General features: G+C 62.1%; 19 protein-coding genes and 1 pseudogene. 10 read left to right on the top strand and 10 right to left on the bottom strand.

Going from position 1 to position 24,141, the window contains the following annotated elements:
* Positions 1-106: 106 nt before the first annotated feature.
* A pseudogene (locus tag ABD112_RS14565) lies at positions 107-832 on the top strand (tyrosine-protein phosphatase).
* 24 nt (positions 833-856) lie between these two features.
* On the opposite strand, the gene ABD112_RS02720 reads toward ABD112_RS14565, so the two are convergent.
* From ABD112_RS02720 to ABD112_RS02730, 3 genes are read right to left on the bottom strand one after another with little or no spacing between them, the layout of a single operon-like run.
* A complete protein-coding gene (locus ABD112_RS02720) occupies positions 857-1,501 on the bottom strand; it encodes an isocitrate lyase/PEP mutase family protein (protein ID WP_343922951.1) in 645 nt (214 codons plus the stop codon).
* Positions 1,502-1,526: 25 nt separating this feature from the next.
* Entirely contained in the window at positions 1,527-2,516 is a 990-nt protein-coding gene (locus ABD112_RS02725) for an FHA domain-containing protein (RefSeq protein ID WP_343922953.1), read from the bottom strand.
* Positions 2,517-2,518: 2 nt separating this feature from the next.
* Positions 2,519-2,782 (bottom strand): hypothetical protein, encoded by a 264-nt coding sequence (locus tag ABD112_RS02730; RefSeq protein WP_343922955.1) that lies wholly within the window; start codon positions 2,780-2,782, stop codon positions 2,519-2,521.
* 300 nt (positions 2,783-3,082) lie between these two features.
* Between ABD112_RS02730 and ABD112_RS02735 the strand changes: the two genes are divergently transcribed.
* Complete coding sequence (locus tag ABD112_RS02735) at positions 3,083-5,995, top strand: aminotransferase (protein WP_343922957.1); 2,913 nt, start codon at positions 3,083-3,085, stop codon at positions 5,993-5,995.
* A 307-nt stretch (positions 5,996-6,302) separates the two neighbouring features.
* Positions 6,303-7,196, top strand: coding sequence for a carbohydrate kinase family protein (locus ABD112_RS02740; RefSeq protein ID WP_343922959.1), 894 nt, complete (start codon positions 6,303-6,305; stop codon positions 7,194-7,196).
* Between the two features lie 40 nt (positions 7,197-7,236).
* On the opposite strand, the gene ABD112_RS02745 is transcribed toward ABD112_RS02740, so the two are convergent.
* The 7 genes from ABD112_RS02745 to ABD112_RS02775 form a co-directional block, all read right to left on the bottom strand.
* Positions 7,237-8,685: a threonine/serine exporter family protein gene (locus tag ABD112_RS02745; protein ID WP_343922961.1), complete on the bottom strand. Its 1,449-nt coding sequence runs from the start codon at positions 8,683-8,685 to the stop codon at positions 7,237-7,239.
* A gap of 76 nt (positions 8,686-8,761) precedes the next feature.
* Positions 8,762-9,832 carry a C45 family autoproteolytic acyltransferase/hydrolase gene (locus ABD112_RS02750; protein WP_343922963.1) on the bottom strand — a complete coding sequence of 357 codons (1,071 nt, stop codon included), beginning with the start codon at positions 9,830-9,832 and terminating at the stop codon, positions 8,762-8,764.
* Complete coding sequence (locus ABD112_RS02755) at positions 9,829-10,656, bottom strand: ABC transporter ATP-binding protein (RefSeq protein ID WP_343922965.1); 828 nt, start codon at positions 10,654-10,656, stop codon at positions 9,829-9,831. The genes ABD112_RS02750 and ABD112_RS02755 overlap by 4 nt, the downstream gene beginning before the upstream one ends.
* On the bottom strand, positions 10,653-11,513 hold the full coding sequence (locus ABD112_RS02760; protein WP_343922967.1) for an ABC transporter ATP-binding protein: 861 nt from the start codon (positions 11,511-11,513) through the stop codon (positions 10,653-10,655). Before ABD112_RS02760 ends, ABD112_RS02755 begins: the two co-directional genes overlap by 4 nt.
* Positions 11,513-12,340, bottom strand: coding sequence for an ABC transporter permease (locus ABD112_RS02765; RefSeq protein WP_343922968.1), 828 nt, complete (start codon positions 12,338-12,340; stop codon positions 11,513-11,515). The genes ABD112_RS02760 and ABD112_RS02765 overlap by 1 nt, the downstream gene beginning before the upstream one ends.
* Positions 12,337-13,275: an ABC transporter permease gene (locus ABD112_RS02770; protein WP_343922986.1), complete on the bottom strand. Its 939-nt coding sequence runs from the start codon at positions 13,273-13,275 to the stop codon at positions 12,337-12,339. Before ABD112_RS02770 ends, ABD112_RS02765 begins: the two co-directional genes overlap by 4 nt.
* Positions 13,276-13,379: 104 nt before the next feature.
* Positions 13,380-15,014 carry an ABC transporter substrate-binding protein gene (locus ABD112_RS02775; protein ID WP_343922970.1) on the bottom strand — a complete coding sequence of 545 codons (1,635 nt, stop codon included), beginning with the start codon at positions 15,012-15,014 and terminating at the stop codon, positions 13,380-13,382.
* Positions 15,015-15,147: 133 nt separating this feature from the next.
* On the opposite strand from ABD112_RS02775, the gene ABD112_RS02780 reads away from it, so the two are divergent.
* The 7 genes from ABD112_RS02780 to ABD112_RS02810 all read left to right on the top strand — a co-directional run bounded on the left by ABD112_RS02780 (position 15,148) and on the right by ABD112_RS02810 (position 24,056).
* Entirely contained in the window at positions 15,148-16,194 is a 1,047-nt protein-coding gene (locus ABD112_RS02780; protein ID WP_343922972.1) for a LacI family DNA-binding transcriptional regulator, read from the top strand.
* Between the two features lie 166 nt (positions 16,195-16,360).
* Positions 16,361-17,314 carry a DUF368 domain-containing protein gene (locus ABD112_RS02785; protein ID WP_343922974.1) on the top strand — a complete coding sequence of 318 codons (954 nt, stop codon included), beginning with the start codon at positions 16,361-16,363 and terminating at the stop codon, positions 17,312-17,314.
* Between the two features lie 246 nt (positions 17,315-17,560).
* Positions 17,561-18,583 carry a 3-oxoacyl-ACP synthase III gene (locus tag ABD112_RS02790; protein WP_343922976.1) on the top strand — a complete coding sequence of 341 codons (1,023 nt, stop codon included), beginning with the start codon at positions 17,561-17,563 and terminating at the stop codon, positions 18,581-18,583.
* Positions 18,577-21,306 carry an alpha/beta fold hydrolase gene (locus tag ABD112_RS02795; RefSeq protein ID WP_343922978.1) on the top strand — a complete coding sequence of 910 codons (2,730 nt, stop codon included), beginning with the start codon at positions 18,577-18,579 and terminating at the stop codon, positions 21,304-21,306. Before ABD112_RS02790 ends, ABD112_RS02795 begins: the two co-directional genes overlap by 7 nt.
* Positions 21,303-22,289, top strand: coding sequence for an NAD-dependent epimerase/dehydratase family protein (locus ABD112_RS02800; RefSeq protein WP_343922980.1), 987 nt, complete (start codon positions 21,303-21,305; stop codon positions 22,287-22,289). The genes ABD112_RS02795 and ABD112_RS02800 overlap by 4 nt, the downstream gene beginning before the upstream one ends.
* A 43-nt stretch (positions 22,290-22,332) precedes the next feature.
* Positions 22,333-23,232: an oxygenase MpaB family protein gene (locus ABD112_RS02805; protein ID WP_343922982.1), complete on the top strand. Its 900-nt coding sequence runs from the start codon at positions 22,333-22,335 to the stop codon at positions 23,230-23,232.
* A 572-nt stretch (positions 23,233-23,804) separates the two neighbouring features.
* Positions 23,805-24,056: a helix-turn-helix domain-containing protein gene (locus tag ABD112_RS02810; protein WP_343922984.1), complete on the top strand. Its 252-nt coding sequence runs from the start codon at positions 23,805-23,807 to the stop codon at positions 24,054-24,056.
* The last annotated feature ends 85 nt before the right edge of the window (positions 24,057-24,141 follow it).

Here is a 24,141-nt window from a genome sequence, read left to right on the forward strand (position 1 = left end):
TGTGTCGCTGACACGGGAAAAGCCTAACCATTGATCCTGAGTCAGAACCATTTGTTTCGCCTGATGTCGACCGCACAATCGCACACTCGCTCAGTATGCTGAGGCGATGGATGACCTTACCTGGGATGGCTACATCAACGCCCGAGATTTGGGCGGCCTGCCAACCCCGTTGTCCGGCACTGGGCTGACTGTCGCCGGTCGGGTCGCACGCGATCCGCGCCGAGAACGCCTCACCGCAGCCGGCTGGCAAGCAGCACATGCGTGGGGTCTCACCTCAGTCGTAGATCTCCGCTGCGCTTACGAGATCGGTCCCGGCGAAGACGACCCCGAAGTTCCGGCAGAAGCTCTCGCTGGAATCGCCATCGTCAATGCACCCACCGAAGATCAAGACGACGCCGAGTTCATGCGGGTCTGCGTTCCCATTCTTGACTCCCGCGAATATTGGGCCCACAACTGGCGGCTCCAACCCCACCTAGTGCGCGGCGCTCTCGAAGCAATCGCATCTTCACGACCGGGCACGCTCGTGCACTGAAGCGCAGGGCGTGACCGCACCGGGATGATCAGCGCCCTCCTCCTCGGCAACGCTGGAGTCTCCCCCGATGCTGTCGCAGCCGACTACGCCGCCTCCGTTCACGCGATGGCGAGCATCGCGAATCTCGCACCTGGGGTGGATCCGCAGCGGACACGGTCAGCAGCCGAGACCGATGAGTGGATGCTCGACAAACTCCCTATCGTTCGCGATGCAGCCGCGCGGACTATTGAGATCTTCGACCAGCTCGGCGTATCAGCCGCGACGAGAACGACTTTGCGCGCGCTGCTCCTCGAACACTAGCCGCGAGCGTCCTGCTGGCGACCTTCAGTCCGGTTTTTCCTGGCTGAAGGCCACGAGGCGAGCTTGCATATCCCAGTACGGAGTAGCAGCGGGCACGTGTTTTCCGTCGCGCAGGACGGTGACGCTGCGGATGTCGTCCGCGGCCGCTAATCCGGGCACAAAGATCCCATCGGCCCCGGCGTCGGCATACCCACCAGCGCGGAGTAAGACAGCGTCAACAGTGGCTTGTTCGCCAAACCAGAGGTTGTCGACCCGGGCATTGATGAACACATCGGGGTTACGTTGCTTGACGGCAGCGATCTTCGCAGCAAAAACGGCTGAATCAACCAAGTGTCCGTCCTTGCTGTCTTCTAGGTTGACTCCGACTACTCCCATGGCCGCCAGTTCGGCCACGAAATCCGCAACCTCGGCGGGGTCGTCAGAGTAGCCGTCCTCGATGTCCGCAGTGACGTGAACAGGTAGTCGGCACATCTGCGCCACCAACGCTGCGGTTGCCGCCTTGGTAACGCCACCACCATCGGGCAGACTCGCACTGGCCGCAACGCCAAAGCTGGTGGTGCCGACGGCAGCAAAGCCAGCCGTCGGCAACGCTAAGGCTGAACCGACATCCCAAGCATTGGGCAGCGGGAGAGGCGCATCCTCGAAGTGGAGATCTCGAAAAGTGGCCACCGTCATTCTCCTCCCGCGCGAACGGCTAGATCTCGGGATCGCCTAGCGGCGTCTGTTCGGCCCTCACCGCAGTGTCTCTTGCTGGCGGGGCCGGTGCCGGCTGTTCCACGGAGTGGCGACCAGGCTGCGGTTTCTGGTGCCCCATTTCACCACCCCGTCGACCGCCGTAAGGTCGCCCGTGATCGGCGTACTCTTCACGGAAGAATCCGATTCGCCATTGCCCCATCTCCATCCGGGCACCCGTGCGCAGCACCCGCCCACCCGCGTGCTCGTCTGGTAGCGGCAGTGAGCCTCCGCCGACTTCGCCCAGTGAATACAGCACGTACTCGTCATCTGATTCATGGTGGATTTGGGCGTGGAAAGGCTCCAAACCCGCAAGCTGCAGGTCTGCCGCAGGCGACGAACCAATCGTGGTGATACCCGGCGAAAGTTCAACCTCTCGGGGCATTTGGCCATTCCACGTCTCGGAACCGACAATGAAGAAGAGTCGGGGCCGGCCTGCCCCAAACGAATAGTGCGTTGTGGTGATCTTCCGACGAATCAGGCGATCGAAAGTCGGTACAAGGGGCCACGGGGTTGCTGGTGGGAGTAGCGCCGCCGGAGAATTCGAGGATCCAGTACTGCGGCGCCGAAGCAACGGCGCTAGCGCCTTGCGACTGCCGAGCCCGATATGGGCGGAGCCGGTGAGCACACGCTGCGTGACTGATGCCTGCACAGCACCAAGCTTCACGATCACACCGTCGGGGCCCGAGAGGGAGACGGTGAGTCCACGCTCGGCGAGTGCAGTGGCGAGAACGCGAAGATCCTTGAGCCTGATCGTTCTGGACTGCACGAAGAGTTCGGGCTTGCTCGAATACACCTCAATGTCGAGACCGCTGGCCGTAATGGTGCCGGTCATTTGCTCCGACTCAACTGCGGCGGTGTCTGGTGACGCAGTTGAAGTTTCGGTCGGCTCGACGATTGGCTCCTCGAGAGAGAATGCCAGATCGATGTCGAGTCGAGTTGTGGCGCTCATCGCTACGGGGCGATCGGTTCGGTGCCGGAACCCTCGCTCGTGGTGATTTTCAGGGTGCCGTTCAGCTTCCAGACGGCCCGTGGAGCATCCGGTCCAACGTCACGCGGAACTTCGACGACCATGTCGACGAAGCTGTAGTTGATGACTGCGCTCTTACCGGTGAGGTACGACCACATCTCTTTGCCAAGATCGGTCCAGTCCTGGATGTTGTGCACATCGGGGCCGGCGGTGTTCGAAGCGGCTGTGGGGTTCTCGATGTCGGACATGATTTCTTCCTTTTCGCTTACGTTCAGGAATCAGGCAGCCATCGTGTTTGACTCCGCCCACTGTAAAGCAAAGATATCTGAGGCCGTCCTCGCGGGGAAGTCCCTTAAGCGAGATCTAGGCGATTCTCAGCGGGGGTCATCTTGGCCAGCCGCTGCTCGTTGGCACCGCGGTAATGTTCAGGGCGTTGCGAAGATGGTTGGAATCCAAGCGCGGTCGACGATGGTGGCATAGATTGGATGAGCGGCTGCCGCACGGCCGCCTGCGGCAATCGCATGCTGAAGCTCAAGAGCGGAACATCTGTGAACGATACGTCTACCTCAGTCGAGTTCTCCCTTGTGCAGGACCCACCTCCGGAGATTTCCGAGGAGGATGCCGCGGCTCTCGCCGACACGCTATTTGGGATTGACGCTACGGCCCGTTCGCTCGGCAGCCATCAGGACCGCAATTTCCTTCTGGACGGCTCGCATGAGCGTACGCTCCTGAAAATCTCTAATCCCGCCACCACGAAAGCTGAGCTCGAGGCACAATCGCTCGCCGCCGCCCACCTCGCCGCACGAGATCCCAGCATCCGGGTGCCCCTCACCCGCACCGGACGTGACGGCACAGTCGTACAGCAACTCTCGGTCGACGGCCAGCAACTGCACGCGCGCCTGCTCGACTTCGTCGACGGCACACCCCTTTCTGGCGGGCGCTACCTCTCCCCCCACGCTGTGCGTGCGATCGGAGCGCTCGCAGCTCGTGTCGCGGTAGCTTTCGCGGACTTCGATGCCCCCGGCATTGAGCGCACCAACCAGTGGGATCTCCGCCGCGCTTCGGCCGTGCTCGACGCGCTCCTACCTCACGTCGATGACGAAGCGCTCCGCGCGCGCCTTCGAGAAGCAAGCGACGCCGCTTGGGAACAGGTGTCATCCTTATCCGCTGGGCTTCCCATCCAAACAATCCACGGCGACCTCACCGACGACAATGTCGTCTCGAACGACGCCCTCACGGGAATTCCGGACGGGATCATCGATTTCGGTGACATCAACCACAGTTGGGCTGTCGGCGAGATCGCCATCACGGTTTCCTCCCTTTTGCACCACGCCGGAGCCACGCTGCCGTCCGTCCTGCGTGCCGTAACCACGTACCACTCGATCCGCCCACTCTCACTAGCGGAGGCGGAAGCTCTCTGGCCTCTCGTGGTGCTCCGCAGTACAATCCTCGTCGCGAGCGGCCACCACGTGCAATCGGCCGACCCCGACAATGAGTATGCGAGCGAGAATTTGCTGCACGAGCTGCGCATCTTCGAGCAGGCCACTTCGGTTCCGCTGGCCGTCGCGAACGAACTCGTTCGCAGTTCGGTCGGACACGATGTGCGGCTCGCCAGCCTGCCATCGGGCGGAACGCTGTTCCCGGCGCTGAATCCACGCACGGTCGCAGTGCTGGATTTTTCGGCAACGAGTGCGGCACTCGATAACGGGCGCTGGCTCGAAGACGGCGCCGAAGCGGAGATTGCCGCCGAAGCGATCAGCCCTGGCGCCTCCGTCGCGATGACCCGTTTCGCCGAGCCCCGGCTCACCCGCGCGCGCGTTCCGATCGATCCAGAGCCCCTGAATACTCCGCTCAGTATCGAGCTCACTGTGGCCAAGCCGCTCGACGTGACCGCTCCTTGGCCGGGCATTGTCACGCACAGCGCTGACGGTGTTGAGTTCCGCGGCAACGGCGTGGTTCTCACCCTTGACGGTGTTGAAGCACTGGTTCCCATCGGCTCTGAGCTGGAGGCTGGCGCGCAAATCGCCCGCGTTCAGACGCGGCTCTGCGTGCGAGCGTCGCTCGGCGATGTCGAGGTGCCCCGGTTTGTCAGCCCAGAACTCGCCGCCGCCTGGCGCACTCTTGCCTGCGATCCAACACCGCTCGTGCTCGGCCAGACGCTTCCCAGCACCGACCGCGATTCGGCCGCCCTTATTGCTCGCCGACGTGGCACCGTCGCCGATGCCCAGGAGTTCTACTACGACGAGCCTCCGATGATGGTGCGCGGCTGGAAGGAATACCTCGTCGATGCCGATGCGCGGGTCTACCTTGACGTACTCAACAACGTCACCTCGATCGGCCACGCGCACCCGCGCCTCGTCGATGCCGTCACTCGGCAGTGGAGTCTCCTGAATACCAATTCTCGCTTCAACTATCTGGAGGTCGTGGATTTTTCGGAGCGTTTGAGCGCGTTGCTCCCGGATGCTCTCAGCTCAGTTTTTCTCGTCAATAGTGGCTCGGAGGCGGTCGACCTCGCGCTGCGCATTGCCCGGGCCTGGAAAGGACGCCCTGATGTGCTTGCCGTTCGCGAGGCGTACCACGGCTGGACTTATCTTTCGGATGCCGTATCTACGTCGATTGCCGACAACCCTGACGCCCTCAGCACACGCCCGCACTGGGTGCACACCGTCGACGCCCCGAACACTTACCGCGGTAAATACCGCGGCACCGAGTCCAGCCGCTACGCCGACGAGGCGGTGGCCGAGGTCGAACGCTTGGCCGCCGCCGAAACCCCGGCCGGCGCCTTCATTGCGGAGACCTTCTACGGCAACGCGGGTGGGATCGCCCTGCCCGACGGCTACCTCGATGCGGTCTATAACGCAGTGCGCAAACACGGCGGCCTCGCGGTCGCCGACGAAGTTCAAGTCGGCTACGGCCGCCTCGGCGAGTGGTTTTGGGGCTTCGAGCAGCAGGGAGTTGTGCCGGATATCGTCGCGGTCGCCAAGGCGATGGGCAATGGGCATCCGCTCGGTGCAGTGATCACTACTCCGGAGATCGCCGCCCACTACCGCTCGCAGGGCTACTTCTTCTCTTCAGCGGGTGGCAGTCCGGTGTCGAGCGTTGTCGGTCTCACCGTGCTCGATGTGATCCGAGATGAGAAGCTGCAGGAGAATGCGGTCGAAACCGGCAGCTACCTCAAGAAGCGGCTTGCCGCGCTTGGCGAACGCCACCCGCTCGTGGGAACCGTGCACGGCAGCGGTTTCTATCTCGGTCTTGAGTTCGTGCGAGACCGAGAAACGCTGGAACCTGCCACTGAGGAAACCGAGGCTATTTGCGAGCGCCTGCGTGAGGTGGGCATCATCGTTCAACCCACGTCGGACCACCAGTGCGTGCTGAAGATCAAACCGCCGATGTGTCTTACGCGCGCGAGTGCCGACGCCTTCGTGGATGCCCTTGATCAGGTACTGACGACCGGGTGGTGAGACTGACAGGCTAGGTAGCTATTCTGTTGCCCACACAATGTCGTGCAACGGAAAAGAGGAACTCATGCCTTACTTCACCGTAAATAATCATGCCCAGGCTGGCACTGGCGACCATGAAGTTCATGACTTGGCGTCGACACGAGGCTGTCTGCCTAGCGCCGAGAACCGTACCGATCTTGGCGTGCACGCAACATGCAGCGATGCTGTGGATGCCGCGAAGACCCAATTCCCCAAGGTCAACGGTTGCTTCTGGTGCGCGATAACCTGTCACACGACCTAACGCCGCGTACGCCGGTAATGTTTGACCATGCCGAACCACATCCTCATCTCTGGCCCAGTGTCGTGGAACAGCATCGTCTATCTCGATCACCTGCCCGAACCTCGCCCTCACATGCAGTTCGCGCTGGAAGACTTTGAGACGGTTGGCGGCACCTCCGCCGGAAAGGCGCTGCACCTTACCGGGCTGGGACGAAACGTCACCTGCCTTACAGTGATGGGCGACGACGAGGCTTCTAGAAGGCTGCGCCCGGTGCTCGAATCCGCTGGCATAGAGCTGGCTGCGGCAACCATTCCTGGCCCCAGTGAACGGCATGTGAATCTGATGACGCGGGCAGGCGAGCGAGTGTCGCTCTACCTGTCGACTCCAGTATTCCAAGAGCCGGATGTCGTGCAGTTTCGCACGCTGGCCGAAGGCGCAGAGGCGCTTGTCATGGACCTTTCGGAGAGCTCTCGAGCACTTCTTTCGCCGGCAGCGGCATCGAGCATCCCGATCTGGACCGATATCCACGATTACGACGGCAAGTCTGACTTTCATGAGCCATTCATTCACGCAGCGTCCTATATATTCATGAACGCCGACGGGATGCCCGACCCTCTGCCTTTCATGCGCGCTCGGGTAGATGCGGGTGCCGCGGTGGTGGTGTGCACTCTAGGGGCGGAAGGAGCCATGGCGCTCGACGCTGTTGGCCTCCATCGGGTGGATGCGGTGCCTGCCGATATCCGCGACACGAACGGCGCCGGTGATGCATTTTTCGCTGGTTTTCTGCACGCTACGCTCTCAGGCGGTTCTACGGATGGGGCACTCGCCGCGGCCGCCGCGCAGGCAGTGGTTGCCCTCGAGGCAAAGCACCTTCACCCCAGTGTTGAGGGCGCTCACGTAGCCGGCGATGTTGAACGCGGAGAAATACCCACGAAAACCTAGACTCTGAAGTTCGAACTCCGCAGGACTGACTCGAGCAGTACTACCGCGGCGTGCGTGAGCGCTTCAGCGCCAACATTGCTGAGCGGTCGAATCCGAAGGTGCGTCGTGCAACGAATCCTCCGATTGTTGTTCCGGCGGCGAGCCCGAGGCCGGTTGCGAGTGCCATGACCATTGACGGCAGCGCTTCGGTGACTCCGTATTCGGAATCCATGAGGGCGTAGATGCCTCGATACAGTGCGAGTCCGGGCAGCAGAGCGATGATACCCACCATGTTTGTGGCGCCTTCTGGCACTTTCAGCCAGCGATAGAGAAGGTAGCTGATGACGCCGGCGGCGGTGCCGGCGATTGCGGGGGCTAGCCCTGGCGAGGATGCCAATGGCAGCACGAACCAGTACACGGCGAACACGAGGCTTGCCCCGATTGCCATGATCGGCAGCAGCCGCATCCGCACGTAGGAGGCGAGGGCGAAGCCGACGGCGATGATCGCAGCCCCAACCATCCCAGAGATAACACTTCGATTGTCTCCGAGTGAGTCGCCCACTGCCACCGGTATTCCGAGGCGCAGTGAAAGGCTCAGAACGATCGAGATGCCGACCGCGAGGCCGAGCGTCATCATGACGACTTCCATTCCGCGGGCAGTCGCTGTGACGTAGTAGCCGCCGATCGCGTCACTGGCTGCGGCGGTGAGCCCGACACCGGAAAGAAGCATGATGATGCCAGCGATCACGATGACGGTGGGGCTGTTCGATCCGGGGATCTCGATGCCGACTGAGCGTAGCCAGAACATGAACACCGCGATGACAGTGGTCACTGCCGCGGCAGCCATTTGTGCAAAGAATGCGGGAACCGACCAGCGCTCTAAGCGACGAGTCATGATGTCCGAGATAGCGGCGGATGCTGCAGCAACGAGCACGAGCACGAAGCTCACGTCGAACATCACGACGACACCTGCCGCCAGAATTGCTTTACCCGCGGTCACCACCCAGCGTCGGTACGGGTGGGGTGTTGTCAGGATCGCGCTGAGTTGCTCGCGCGTCTCATCCACATCTCCTGGACCATCCGGCCCTGTGATCACGTCAATAAGCCAGTACACGTTCTGCAGCCGCGTGTAGTCGATGGTGCGCACCTTCACGATGCGCATGATCGACATGGGGTCTTCGTTCATCCCTCGGTGCACGGAGACGGTGAGCGAGGTGAAGGTGATGTCGACGTGCATCCCACTGACGCCATAGGCGGTACTGATGCGAAGCACGGTGGCAACCACGTCAGCTGCGGATGCTCCGGTCGCCAGCATCGCCTCGCCGGCGCGCAAACACAGGTCGATGACCGACCGTGCGTGTCGTTGGGATAGCTGCTGCTCGCTCCCCGGGATCGACAGAAGCTGAGTTGGCGCATTGGTGGAGCGCAGGGCTCCCCCAGCCATAGTGATGAGGTATCGCCCCACCCGTTGCTGAAGTTCCCGTACCCGGTAGTTGATGCCCTTGCTCACCCCTCTAGGCTACGGGAATCCGAAGCGCAAGCCGTCACCCGAGTGCGCGAGACGGCATATGAACAGTAGGTTGCGCTTACTCCGCTACCAGTGTGACGAGCGGCACGTTGGGTGCGTCGCGGGGAGTGCCGGCCGACGCTGTCATTTGGCGCGCAACGGCATCGAGGGTGATCGTTGCCAACGTTGCCCAGCGATCCCCCAACAGCGCCCCAGGCTGTGGAACACAGCACAGTTCCGCGGCATCCCCCGGTTGAGAAACTAGGTAGGGAACCAGTTCGCTCGCCAGCATCGGGAGGGGTGCAGCTGCCACCCGATCAACCAAAACACCGTAGCGAAGCTGCGAGTCCGGGTCGTAAAGCCCCGGCTTTTCGCCACGACCGAGTTGCGCATCAAGGAAGTGGTTGGTGTGCAGCAGCACGTCGTCGTTCGGCGTGAGCATGACTGCCCCGTGCGGACTCAACTCCACGATGACGGCAGCGTCTGGGCTCACGACCGTGATCGCGCTGGAGGTACTCACCGGCGCTGATTGAAGAATACCCACTGCTTCGTCGAGTGTTGACGCCTCGGCCAGAACCCGCGCCGCGACCAAGTGCACAGGTACGCCGTCGGGACGGTCATCCTGATGTCCCAGAATATTGAGCATGATGCCGACGCCGGCATCGTTGATCCCAATCTTGCTCAGGATGCCGTGCTCGGTGAGACCAACAAAGTTGCGGATGTTGCCGCGAACGTCCTGCAGGTGCCAGTGGTCGGATAGCTCTTCGTGCCAGTCCCATGTCTGTGCACTAACGGGGGCGCCACGGGTGTTTACGATCGTCGAACATTCTCCGGGCCGCGCACCGGCAGCAGAAGACAAAATCTCTGTGCGTGCATTGAGCGCTGCGATCTGCCAGAGTTCGAGGCCAGCACCGTGGGCTGTCCCACTCATCTCCTCGACCAGGTTGGGGCACCAGTGACGGGTGCTCTCGATCGACTGTTCTGCGTTGCTACGAACCGCGTCTTCGTGAATGCCTGCCTGCGCGAAGAGCGTCAAATAAACACGCACTCCCTCAGCGAGAGTGCCGCGCAGCGCAGATCCCCGTTGGAGTCCTCGCTCGTGAGCATCGGTCGAATCGATTCGGATGATCTCGGGGCGGGAGTCGATCATGAAGCGATCTTCTCCCGGAAGGCGCGAATGAGACCCCGTTGCGGTTTCCACCCGGGCCGGGGGACGCACGCGAGCAAAAGCTGGGTGTAAGCATGGCGCGGGTTGCCGAGCACTTCGGCTGTCGCTCCCCGCTCCACGATCGCGCCGCGGTGCATGACCACGATCTGGTCGGCCACCATTTGCACAACCGAAAGGTCGTGGGTAATGAAGACGTAGCTCAAGTTTTTGGCGGCGCGCAGCTCGGCGAGAAGTTTGAGAATCTGCCCCTGAACCGTGACGTCGAGAGCGGCAACCGATTCGTCGAGCACAATGACCGACGGGTCGGCCGCAAGCGCACGCGCGATCGCCACGCGCTGGCGCTGTCCACCAGAAAGTTCCCCAGGTAGCGCATCGAGCTGACGGGATTCAAGGCCGACCAGCTCAAAAAGTTCAACGCAACGGTCGCGTCTCTCACGGGCATCCAGCGAGGTATGGGCTCGCAGAACCTCATCAACGGCGGTACTCACTCGTAGCCGTCTGTTGAACGAACTCTGTGGATCTTGAAAGACCATCTGGATCTCGCGCGCACGTCGATGTAACTCGCGCCGACTCGCACGCTCAGCGACCGGATTTCCATTGAGCATCACCGTTCCCGAATCGGCGGTTTCGAGCCCCACGATGATACGCGCCAGCGTTGTTTTTCCTGAGCCCGATTCGCCGACCACCGCGAGACAGGAGCCACGCTCCACCGTCAAGGAGATGTTGTCAAGCGCAGTTACTTTATGACGTCCGTGGCCGCTGAAAGTCTTCGTCAGCCCATCCACGACGATTGCCGGTGTGCTCATTTGGGCTCTCCTTCGTTTGCGTCGGGCTCTGAAAAGGCGGTCTGCGACGGCGTTCGTTCTGACGGCGCGGTCTCTTGCGGAACGATTCCGGCGGGCCTTGAGTCCATCAGTTGCTGCGTGTAGGGATGCTGAGGATTGTCGCGCAGTTGTTCCGGCACTCCGGTTTCAACGATCTGTCCGTCTTTCATCACACTGATGCGGTCGCAGACTGCAGCGGCCAGATCAAGGTCGTGCGTCACGTAGAGCATTGACATGCCAAGGTCGCGGCGGAACTCATCGAGAATCGCCATCACCTCAGCCTGCGTGGTGACGTCGAGCGCTGTGGTGGGTTCGTCGGCGAGCATGAGTTTCGGCTTGCCGGCGATCGCTCCCGCAATAACGACGCGTTGCAACATCCCGCCCGAAAGCTGATGAGGGTAGGAGCTAAGCACCCGGTCGACACCGTCGATGCCCACTTGCTCGAGTAGCTCACCGGCACGCAACCGAGCTGCACCCTTAGCCATCCCCTGCGCATCGTGCATGCCTTCGATCAGGTAGTTGACGATGGGAAGAACCGGGTTCAGCACCGCGTGCGGGTTTTGGGCGATCATCGATACGTCGGTGGAGCGCATCTGCCGCAAAGCTTCGCCCTCTAACGACAGCACATCGGTACCGGCGAAAGTAATGTTGCCGGTGACCGTAGCGTTGCTCGGCTCAATCCGAAGAATGGATCGCAGCGTCATCGATTTACCACTGCCTGACTCTCCGACCAGGCCCACGGATTCACCTGCAGCAACGCTCAGCGAAACATTCCTCAGAATGTCGAGCTCTGCCCGTTCGTTGGCAATTGTCATGCACAGATCGCGAATCTCTAACATCAGAACTTCCTCCCTGCTGCAGCACGCCCGCCGAGTCGTTCACCGATATAGCCCAGCGCGGCGACAGTGACCACGATCAGCAATCCTGCGAACATGCTCTCGGCCGGGTAGCCCCGCAGCAACGACTGTTGACCGTCGGCAACCATAAGTCCCCAGTCAGCGTCGGGTGCTTGTACTCCCAGTCCGAGGAATGAGAGTGCCGCCAGTTCGATCATCGCGAAACCAAAGTTGATGGTGGCGCCGGTCACGATCAGTGGGGCTATGTTCGGCACGAGGTGTCGCACGGTGATGACTACCCCCGAGATTCCCTGCAGCTGTGGCGAGCGAATGTACGGAAGATTGCGTTCGCGAAGCGCCATGCTCCGGATGACGCGGGCGGTGTACGGGATGTACGCGATCGACAGCGCGAGGGCTGCGGTCGTCAGGCTCGGCCCAAACACGGCGATGGCGAGCATCGCGAGCAGAAGGTTGGGGAACGCGAACAGCAGGTCGAGCAGGCGACTGATGAATGAGTCAACGATCCCACCCCACCAGACACTGATCAGCGCGAGTCCGGTACCGAACACTGCCGTAATTGTCACGACGATGACGGGGCCGAGCAGCGCTGATCTCGCGCCGAACAGCAGTCGGGAGAAGATGTCTCGACCGGCTTGGTCGGTGCCCAACAGATGATCGAGGCTGAACCCTTGGAAGCGTTCGGTGACAGATCCGATGGTGGGATCGTACGGGGCAATAAGCGGAGCAAATAGTGCTCCGAGTACGACCACGGTGAATAGGGCTGCTGCTACTATGCCGATCGGGCCAAGCAGCGTCGTGATGCGACTCATCCTTCACCTCGTGTTCTTACGCGCGGATCAATCGCCGCATACAGCAGGTCGACGAGAAGATTAATGAGGCCAAAGGCCGCAACGAGGATGATCGCAATTGCCTGCACGACAGCGAAGTCCTTGGTCTGAACGGCACTGATGAGTAGCGTGCCAATACCATCCAGGGTGAAGGCGTATTCGATAACGAAAGCGCCAGCGATGAGTCCGGCGATGTGGACTCCGACGATCGTGCTCACGGGGAGCATCGAGTTGCGGATCACGTGGCGGCGCTGCACAAGCCCTTTGGGCACGCCGCGAGCCATGGCCATGATCGAGTGTTCAGATCCGCGCTCTTCACGAATGGAGGTGCGGGTGATGCGCGCGACGACAGCCATCGAGGGCAGCGCGAGCGCGAGCGCTGGCAGGGTGAGGTGCCACAGCCGGTCGAGAAAGCCGTCACCGGAGCCGAACACGGGAAACCAGCCGAGCCCAACACTGAAGATGCTCATCAGAATCAGGGCGGCGAAAAAGGTAGGAACGGCGAAGCCGAGGTTTGACCCGAGGAGGATAACCTTATCGAGCGGGCCGTCTCGGGTGCCGGCGACAATGCCCAGCCCTACTCCGAGAACCATAATCAGGATGGCGGCCATCACGACGAGAGTAATTGTGGTCGGCAGTCGGGTGGCGAGCAGATCCCCCACATCTTGACGGTTGACGAGCGATTGGCCAAAGTTTCCTTGCAGTACCCCGGTGAGCCAGTTCCAGAAGCGCACAAGGAACGGGTCATCGAGCGAGTACTGCTCGCGAATCGCGGCAAGCACTTCGGGCGAGACGGTGCGACCCTGTACAAGAAATTTCTCTGGGCTGCCCGGGGCGGCATACATCCCGGCAAAGACAAGAAAGCTCGACACGATGAGCACGCCGATGAGCGCGAAGAGTCTTCGTATGATGAACATCACTGGAATGGCACCCCCTTTGGTGACAGTAAGTTGTGGTGACAGAACGTTGTGGCAGCAGCAGTGAGGGTGCCGTTTAGTGCACCCTCACTGCTGCTGGTCAATTAGTTTCCGGAGGCGCCCAAGTCAGCGGCCCACGGGTAATAGAGGTAAACGAAGGATGCTGGCACGCCAGTCACTCGCTCGTTCATGAACAGTCGAACAGCTGAGTCGACGATCGGGATCCACGGCAGATCTTCCATGACAATCGTTTGGATCTCGTTGACGAGTCCTGCGCGTTCGTCGTCGTCGGCTGTTGCTTCCGCTTCGCTGATCAGCGCGTTGACTTCGGAGTTGTCATAGCCGTTGAAGTTCTGCGAACCCTCCGGGCCAACGATGCCGCGAAGGAAGGCGAGTGGATCAGGAACGTCCATGTAGTTCGCCGTTACGAAGGCATCGCTTCCTGCACGAGCTTCGGGGTCGGAGAAGAAGGCACCGAACTGGGCGCTCGGAACTCCGACTGGCTCAACCGTGAGGCCGATCTCGCGGCCGCCGTTGGCGATCTCAGAGATGATGTCGGCGTAGTAGCCACGCTCGGCGGGGTACACGATGCTGATGGTCTGATCGAGGTCGACCGTTGCATCCTCAAGCATCTTCTTAGCACCCTCGATGTCTACGTCGGTCGATCGCAGGTCGTCGCGTCCACTCGTGAACACGTCATCGCCGTACGACCAGCCGTTGTTGGGAACGAGTGACTTCGACGGTTGCGCAGTACCTTCGTATACCGTGTCGGCGATTGCCTGGCGGTCGGTCGCCATCATGAGTGCTTGGCGTACTGCTGGATCAGCAAATGCGCCGTTGCCGGTACCGATGATGGCCATGACCTGCAGTGAACTACCGAGGTAGAGGGTGCCGTTGCTGGCGCTCTCTAGGGTAGGCACTGAGCCAAGCGGCACGTCATAAGAACCATCGATAGCACCGGTGGTCAACGCGCTCGAAATGGCTGCTGAGTCGACGATGAAGTTGATGTCGACCTGAGCGGTCTTGGCCATCTTGTCGCCGTTCCAGTAGTTGTCGTTGCGCATGAGCGAAATCGACTGACCCTGGTTCCAGTCTCCGATCGAGAACGGGCCGGTGCACATGACGAGCCCGGTTGGGTTGCCGTAATCTTCGCCGGCGGCCTCGCGGTGAGACTTCTGAACGATGTTGCCGATCGGCGACACCAGGTAGGAGTTGAACGTGACGTCAGGCTCGGTGAGCTTGACGGTAACTTCACGGTCTCCGGTCTTCTCAATCGACGCAATGTTGCCCACGACGTCACCGGCCCAGTAGCTTCCCTCTTCAGGATCCATGTGTCGGCTCAGGCTGTAAACAACGTCTTCTGCAGTGAGTGGATCGCCGTTCCAGAACTCGACGCCATCGCGGATCGTGTATATGTAGGTGGTCGAGTCGGGAGTTTCGACGCTCTCGGCCAGGTTGGGCTTGATGGTGTAGTCGGGCTGCAACTGCATGAGCCCTTCACACAGGTTGGCCACTACCGTGTTCTCGGGGTAGTTGAAGGCCTTGATCGGGTCCAGAGATGCTGGTTCACCGAACGGAAGGTTCCACGTTGCGAGATCTAGTTCGCCGACGGCGGGTGGCGTGGTGAACACCAACTCGTCAGAACCTGATCTATCTTGCGGTGTATCCGTGTCGGTCGCTACGCAGCCGGTGAGGGCAAGCGCGAGAACGACGGCGGAAGCTAGTGCGCTCTTCTTCATTGAAATGCTCCTATTGGTCATTTGGTCGAGGTGCGTGCACCATGACTTTGTTGCGACTGTAGTGAGCCAAAACGTTTTGGACAAGCGCGTTTCATAAATCTCGAAACACGTTACCAAGGGGTAACATTCGGGCATGCCCCGACCGAGTCGACACAGAGTCACAATTCATGACGTTGCCAGGCACGCCGGCGTCTCCATTACGACGGTCTCCCACTCCCTCAATGGGAAGGGGGTTGTTGCCGACGCGACGCGGCAGCGTGTCATCGACACCGCCAAAGAGATTGGTTACAGCGCCAACGCAATCGCGCGGGGATTGCGCGGCAATCCGCTGGGCGTGCTCGGCCTCGTCATCCGCCCACTTGAGGATCTCGACTCCTACCAGCCGGAGGGTGTCGACTACTTCATGCGTTTTGCTGGCGCCGCGGCAGTCGAAGCGCTCGACCACGGATTCGGTCTGATGCTTGTGCGCGATCCCACAGCCGGTGCTTTGCCCGGCATCGCACTCGCGGTCGACGGGTTCATCATTTCTGACCCGGTCGCCAACGATCCGGTGATCGCCCTGCTGATTCGCAACGACATCCCAATAGTTACCGTGGGGCGCGATACCGAGCGACCAGAATTCAGAGACTGGGTAGAAACGGGCACGACAACCGACAGGCGCGCAGTTGTGAACGCTCTCGTTGACAGAGGTGCGAAGCGTATCGCGCTTGTTACCGGCACCGACTCTAATGCGTGGAATGCCGACAGCGATTTGTCCTACCGTCAGTGGGCGGCAGAGCTGGGGCACGATGAGTTGGTTTACCACCAAGACGAACGCTCGGGTGAGGCTGGTGGCCGCGCTGTGGCTGAACTGATGCTGGCCGCAGCACTGGCGGGTGAGCAGGAGTTGCCCGACGCGATTTACTGCCTTACGGGGCGCCATGCCGCTGGACTGCAGCAGCGACTTCAGGAGGCGGGCTATCGCATCCCTTCAGACATCATGATTGCGGCGGGCTCAGATTCTGAGCAAACCAGAAACAGTACTCCCCCGATCACTTCTGTCGACTTAGTGCCGGAGGCCACCGCAAAAGCTGCCGTCGATTTTCTTCTCCGCAGGCTCGAGGGCGACACGGAAAGTAGTTCGCCATTTGTGCAGAACGTGTTGCGGTTTCGCGAATCGACGAACCGGCCATTGCTCTGAACGATCAACCTTGCGATCAGCCGCCGCCTAAGCTAGAAAGACCGACCTGCACGGTGTTGAGAAACTCCACCTCTCAGCGGGACGTGGTCCAAGACTGAGGTATGGGTCGACGGCACTAACGACCACAGCAAGCACTAAAGACCAACGACATGAAAACGAGTACGTAATGCCCCGAGTGCACCCCGTCATACGCACCGTCGGTGATGCCGTCCGTGGCACCCTTATCGGCTTCGCCGAGATTGTTCCCGGAGTCAGTGGCGGCACCATTGCGCTGCTCGTCGGCATCTACGACACCCTTATTGACGGAGCCGGGCACCTCGCACGCGGTGTGGCCCTCACGATCGGCGACGGCATCCGTGGCCGCGGGCTCTCCCGCGCTGCCGCACACTTTCGTTCAGTGCGCTGGAACGTCGTATTGCCCATCGGTATCGGCATGCTCCTGGCCATCGTCGTCGGGGCAGCTGTGCTCGCACCACTGCTCGAGGCGTTCCCGACGGGCACCCGCGCGGTCTCGGCCGGCCTCATTGCCGCGTCGCTGATCGTGCCCGCGCGCATGGTGGGTGGCCGGTGGACGCTACGAGAGATCATTGTCGGCTTGTTGGCAGCCGGTGTTGCCGTTGCGCTCACGAGCTTGCCGCGTGGCGGGGACGTCGAGCCGACGCTACTCATCGTGGCCTTCGCAGCAGCACTTGCGGTGTGCGCCCTCATCCTGCCCGGAGTTTCGGGCTCCTACCTTCTACTGATCCTGGGGATGTACGCCCCCACCCTCGCGGCCGTCAACGACCGCAACTTCTCCTACCTCGGAGCATTCATTATCGGCGCCATCGTCGGCCTGGGACTCTTCGTTTCAGGCTTGCAGTGGCTGCTCAAGAACCGCCGCCGCATCACCCTCGTCATCATGACCGGCCTCATGCTCGGCTCGCTTCGCGCGTTGTGGCCCTGGCAGACCGAGTCGGGCGAGGTTCTGGCTCCCGAAGGCGACCTCGGGATCGTGCTGCTGCTCATCGCCGTAGGCGCGATCGTCGTGCTGGGCATCTTGGCCGCAGAGGCTGCCCTAGTGAGGCGCCGGATGCTCTCCCCCGAGATCGTCGCCGATCCCAAGCCGCACAATCCTGAGTAACTCCCGACGCGCCTGCGTCTGCGTCTGCTAGTTCTGCGTCTGACGGTTCTGCGCAGTCAGACGCCAGGTCGATCGATGCCTGAGAGTAAATACTGACGCTTACCGAGCGTCTTCCGGGTTTGCTCCGCGTTTGCAAAGCGTCTCACCGCGCGGCGGCTGCCGGCCCGCGTCGACGTGGTTGCGCCGACTCGCGTAAACTAGGCCTCTTGATTAACGAGCCAGTCTGGCTCTCTCGACGGAGGTTCCGTGGCCGGAAATGCCAACACTCGCTTCGACAACGTTTCACTGCTGTCGGTTGCGAGTACATTACCCAGCCGGGTAACGACGTCGGCTGACCTCGAGGCGCGCCTCGCCCCGGCGTTTTCCCGTCTCGCTCTACCCAGCAGGCTTCTGCAACGGGTGGCCGGTGTACTTGAGCGTCGCAATTGGGCTCCCGGAGAAACATCCGACGACGCCACCGTCTCGGCAGGTCAGCGTGCGCTGGCAGAAGCCGGGGTTGATGCCTCCGAAGTCGGGCTTCTCATCAACACTTCCGTCAGCCGAAAGCACCTCGAGCCGTCCGTAGCGGTGCGCCTGCATCACGGACTGGGTCTCCCCAGTTCTGCCATCAACTTCGATGTCGCGAATGCGTGTCTTGGATTCGTGAGCGGGATGAACCTCGCAGCGAACATGATCGAATCGGGCCAAATCAGGTACGCGATCATCGTCAATGGCGAAGACTCTGACGCCATCCAAACCAACACCATCGACCGCTTGCTGAAGCAGGATGGCGATCGTGACGGCTTCATGAGTGAATTCGCGTCGCTCACGCTCGGCTCTGGGTCCGCTGCTGCGGTGCTCGGCCGCACCGACGAACATCCGGCCGGTCATCCAATCCTCGGCGGGGTCACACGCGCGGCAACACAGTTCCATGAACTCTGCGTCGGCAGTGTCGACGGCATGTTCACCGATGCGAAAGCACTTCTGAAAGGCGGCCTCGATCTCGTCGTCTCGGCGTGGAAAGAAGCATCCACCGAATGGGATTGGTCAGCGATGGATCTGTACGTCACCCACCAGGTGTCGTCCGTGCACACGAACGCCATCGTCAAAGCCGCGAAACTCGATGCCAGTCGCGTGCCCACCACCTTCCCGCACTACGGCAACGTCGGCCCGGCATCGATCCCCATCACCCTCGTCGAAGCACAGGATTCCCTCAAGAAGGGCGACCGCGTTCTTCTCATGGGTGTGGGCTCCGGTCTCAACACCGCAATGATGGAACTCGCATGGTGACAGAACACGCCTCCCACCCCCCGCTCGACCTGCCCGGACTCGACCCGCGCTTCAGCCACATCACCGCCGTGCCCGGTAGCGGAGCGGATGCGGGACTAAGCCGCGAATGGCACTATCTCGACACCGGCGACGAACTCGCTCACCTCGGCGTCCCCATCGTCGGCACGGTCCTTGCCGTCCACGGCAACCCGACCTGGTCGTACTACTGGCGCGACCTGCTCACGCAGTCGGCGCAGGCCGCAGAGTCTGGGTCGCCCGCCTGGCGGGTCATCGCAGTCGACCAGCTCGACATGGGGTACTCGGAACGCACCGGCATCCATCGTCCCCTCGCGCAGCGGGTCACCGATCTCACGGCGTTCACCGACGCCCTCGCGCTCACCGGGCCTGTCATCTCGCTGGGTCATGACTGGGGCGGTGTCGTGTCACTCGGCTGGGCTGTCGACCACCCGTCGCAACTCGCCGGAGTCATGCTGCTGAACACTGCCGTGCATCACGAGCAGGGTAAACCGATCCCCGCACCGCTGCGGCTTGCCAGAGCTCGCGGGATGCTTGCAGCATCCACCGTTCGCACCACCGCGTTCTTAGAGACAACACTTGCACTCACCTCTGCTCCGCTCGACGCGGCAGTTAAGGATGCGTACCGCGCGCCGTACCGCACGGCGTCCCGTCGCCAAGGAATTGGCGGCTTCGTTGCCGACATTCCGGTCGACGCAAACCACGAAAGCTTCAGCGAACTCGAGCGCATCGCCGCGGGTGTCGCCCAACTCGACCTCCCTGCGCTCATGCTGTGGGGCCCGCGCGATCCGATCTTCAGCGACTACTACCTCGACGACCTCATCGAACGCCTCCCCTACGCCAATGTGCACCGCTTCGAGGGCGCAGGCCACCTCGTCGCCGAGGACGCCCCCTATGCAGACTCGGTGCTGACTTGGCTCAGCGACAATGCCGCAAGTCTCGCGAATCCTGGCTCGACCTCACCCTCGCCCCGTCAAGCGGTCGCACCAGTTTCCCCCGACTTGGACGATTCGAATTTCGTGCCGCTCTGGCACAAGCTCGACGCACGCCGCGACGACACCGCAACCGCCGTGATCGACATGTCGACGCGAGGACGACGCGGCCCGCAACAGGTCAGCTGGCGACAACTCGCTGACCGCGTAAGCCAGATCGCTGCCGGCCTCACCAGTATTGGCGTAGAGAAAGGCCAGCGGGTTTCGCTACTTATCCCGCCCGGTCCGACCCTAACCGCCGTGGTCTACGCGTGTCTGCGAATCGGCGCTGTCATCGTCGTCGCGGATGCCGGTTTGGGAGTCAAGGGACTTACCCGTGCGGTGCGCGGGTCGTGGCCAGACTTCGTCATCGGCGAAGCACCCGGCCTCATCGCCGCGCGCACGCTCGGTTGGCCGGGAGTGCGCATCTCCACTGCGCGACTGCCGAAGGTCTCCGCCGCGACTCTCGGCGTCTCGTACAGTCTCCGCGACATCATCACGCTCGGCGCTGATACGCCCATCCCGGCCCCGCCGCGGTCTGAGGATGACGCTGCGATTCTTTTCACTTCGGGATCGACCGGTCCCGCCAAGGGCGTCGTGTACCGCCACGGCCAGCTCTCCGCCCTCCGCGATGTGCTCGCGAGCCACTTCGAAGTAACCGCCGACACCGGACTCGTGACCGGGTTCGCCCCGTTCGCCCTGTTGGGTCCGGCACTCGGCACGCGATCGGTGACACCCGAGATGGATGTTTCCTCTCCTCGCACTCTCACTGCCCACGCTGTCGCGGCCGCAGTGCAGGCATCCGGCGCCAGCATGGTGTTCCTCTCCCCCGCCGCAATTCTCAACGTTGTAGCGACCGCCGGGGATCTCACCCCACAGGACCGCAGCGAACTCGAGCGCGTGCGCACTTTCCTCTCCACCGGTGCGCCAATCGGTGCAGAACTACTCGCGTCGCTGGGTGCACTCATGCCCAACGCGACCCCGCACTCGCCCTACGGCATGACCGAATGCCTCCTCGTGACTGACATCACACTCGACGGGATCCGCACCGCCGCCGGTGACACCGATGCTGGCGTCTGCGTGGGGAGGCCGATCGGCGCAAACCTCGTGCGCATCAGCGCGCTCGACGAGGGGGGTGTCGCGACCGGTGCACCGAGTTCTGAGCCCGGCGTTCTCGGCGAGATCATCGTCTCGGCACCACACCTGAAAGACCACTACGACCGGTTGTGGCTGACCGATCGTGCCGCTGTTCGTGAGACGAAAATCGACACGGATGCAGCGGATGCAAGCGACGCAGCGGATGCCGCGGATGCGCCCCGCGCGCGCTGGCATCGCACCGGCGACGTCGGCCACCTCGACGACCTTGGTCGCCTATGGGTCGAAGGCCGGCTGCCCCACGTCATTGTGAGCGCGACGGGTCCGATCGCTCCCGTGGGTGCGGAGCAAGACGTGGAGGGTGTCTCGGCCGTGCGCCGTGCCGCCGTCGTCGGCGTTGGCCCGCACCGGTTGCGGCAGGCTGTCGCGGTTGTCGAAACGATCCCCTCGACCAACCGACCCGGGCTCGCCAGTCCGGAGCTGACAACGGCGGTGCGAGCGAGCACCACGCTTCCTCTGGTTGCTGTGCTTGCCGTTCCCCAGCTTCCGACCGACATCCGCCACAACTCCAAGATCGACCGATCACGCCTATCCATATGGGCCGAGCGTCTCCTCGCCGGCGGAAAGCCGACCGCACCATGATCGTGCTCGTCACCGGAGCATCCGGCTTCCTCGGTCGCGCTGTCGCCGCCGAGCTTGTCGCCGCCGGGCATGAAGTGCGCACTCTGCAGCGACGACCGTCGGGGGTGAACGGCGTCACCGACATCCTCGGCTCGATCACCGATCCGGATCACGTCGCACGCGCGATCGAAGGCGCAGAGGGCGTCATCCACCTCGCGGCAAAAGTGTCGCTGGCTGGAGACGCGAGCGAGTTCCACACCGTCAACGTCGAGGGCACACGCACAGTGCTCTCCGCCGCCGAGACCGCCGGGGTATCCCGGTTTGTTCATGTGTCGTCACCGTCGGTCGCGCACGCCGGCTCCGCACTGGCAGGCGTCGGCGCCGAACCTGCGTCGCCCGAAAGCGCCCGCGGAGACTACGCGCGCACCAAAGCGCAGGCAGAGTTGCTTGCGCTCGCCCGCGATTCCGCCGCGATGCGCGTCATCGCCATCCGTCCACACCTCGTCTGGGGCCCGGGTGACACCCAGATCATCGGCCGAATCGTCGACCGAGCTCGCCGTGGACGTCTGCCCCTGCTCAATGGTGGCACCGCTCTCATCGATACGACCTACATCGACAACGCAGCATCCGGAATCGTCGCAGCACTGCACCGCGCCGACGTCGCACACGGCAAAGCCTACGTTCTGACAAATGGTGAGCCGCGCCCGGTTGGCGACATACTGGCGGCCATCTGCCTCGCTGCCGGTGTGCGGCCTCCGCGATGGAGCATCCCGGCCGCACTCGGGCGCACCGCGGGCACGGTAATCGAGCGAGTATGGGCCGTACGGTCAGGGGCGGACGAGCCGCCCATGACGCGCTTTCTCGCCGAGCAGCTCTCCACGGCGCACTGGTTCGATCAACGTGACATCCGTCAGGCGCTGGATTGGACTCCCGCAGTCAGTCTCGACGAAGGGCTACGCCGACTCGCGGCAAGCTACGGTGAAGCCGCCGGGCCGGTTACCTGACGGGCTCGGCTAACCTCCCAGCAATCCGGTTTATCGTCGGAATATGGGTAGAATTTCAGACTCCTGGCGATCGCACCTTCTGACGACATTCTCCGGCGAAAGTTCTGGGCGCCCGGGGTGGGTCAGTCGTATCGAACAGGGTGACGACGCCGGATTCTTTGGCCCCGATTCTGCCGCCTGGGTGGTGCACGGTGGTATGGCAACGCTCGTTGCCGGAATCAGGGCGCTGCTTATGCAGACGCTGCATCCCGGAGCGATGGCGGGCGTTCACGACTGGTCGAGGTATAGGGAAGATCCGCTTGGGCGACTCTCCGGCACCATCCAGTGGCTCATTACGGTCACGTTCGCCGGCACCGACCAGGCGACACTCGAGTCATCGCGCGTCGGCAAATACCACGCCAGGGTCGCTGGAACCTATATAGATGCGCAGGACGTCGAGCGCCCTTATACCGCCGGCGACCAAGAGCTACTTTCCTGGGTGCACGCCGTTTTCACCGACGCTTTCCTCGGCTGCCACGAACTGTGGGGGAAACCTATCCCGGGTGGGGCCGACCAGTACGTAGATGAGTGGGCGGCGGCCGGCGAGCTCGTGGGGGTGCAACATCCGCCACGATCCCGCGCTGAGTTGAAAGCGCAGATCGAGGGATTCCGACCGGTACTCAAGAGCGACGATCGCGTTCTCGAAGCCGTGCGATTCATTCGGAATCCTCCACTTCGTCGATCGATGCTGCCCGCATACAGGGTGCTGTTCGCGGGAGCTGTCGCTTCGTTGCCCGAAGAACACCGCGTACTGCTCGGCCTTCGTCGATCACCCCTGCCCGTGATCTGGGCGACGGGCATCGTGCTGCGCTCTGTCGGACGAATTCTTGGCACGTCATCCTCGAGCGAAGATGCGGCTCGGGTGCGACTCGCCCGCATCGAGCGTGAGCGGCATACGGTCTGAATCACGCGGCGCACACATAACCGGACACCGCTGGCGGGGTACGCTCGGGGAACGAGCCATTCGGCTCATAGGAGGATAACGTCATGGCCGATAAATCACCTAAGAAAGCCACAGCCAAGACTGTAGCCAGCAAGTCTCTCAAAGAGAAGCGTGCTGACAAGAAAGATAAGGCCGCCAACAAGCGCAAGGACTAACCCCGGTCAACGGCGCGGGGCGTGCTTGAATCATTGCTCACGCAATCATTCCCCGTACCTACCGAGGCGCTTCGCCGACTGGACTAGTGCCTACGCGATGGCTTCGCCGAACCGGCAAAACTCAACCATTCTTCCCATCGCACAGGCACCGCTGCGACCCCAGCAGGGCACATACTCGCTCCCACGCACCTGCCCATGAATGAGGAAAACCCTCCCGGATTACCCGGGAGGGTTTTTATGTCCTTAGGTTCTTAGAACAGTATCTAGAAGAACCCCATTGTCGGGCTGACAGTGTTCTGGTGCAGGACATAGGAATAGGGTGTCGCACGACATCGGAATACCCTGTCGCAGGTCATAGGCATACGCTCAGGCTGAGGCATGAGCAAACAGCGCCTCGTGATCACCGCCGTTCTTGCCGGTCAAAGCCAGTCCGAAGTCGCCCGCCGCTACGGCGTTTCACAAGGGTGGATCTCGAAACTCATGACCCGATGGCGCCTCGAAGGCGAGGCCGCGTTCGAGCCCCGATCCCGCCGCCCTCACCACAGCCCCACAGCCGCGCCATCTGAGACCGTCGAGCTCGTGACCGCGCTGCGCCAGCGGCTCGACAACGCTGTGGGAATAGCAAGTTGATTTGGCCCCGGGTTTGTCGTTTGATTCGGCCCCACCCCGGGTAGGGTTTTCTGGGTTGCCGTTGGTCGCGGCGGGTTAGCCTTTC

Source organism: Rhodoglobus aureus, from assembly GCF_039527955.1.
Taxonomy (GTDB): Bacteria; Actinomycetota; Actinomycetes; order Actinomycetales; family Microbacteriaceae; genus Rhodoglobus; species Rhodoglobus aureus.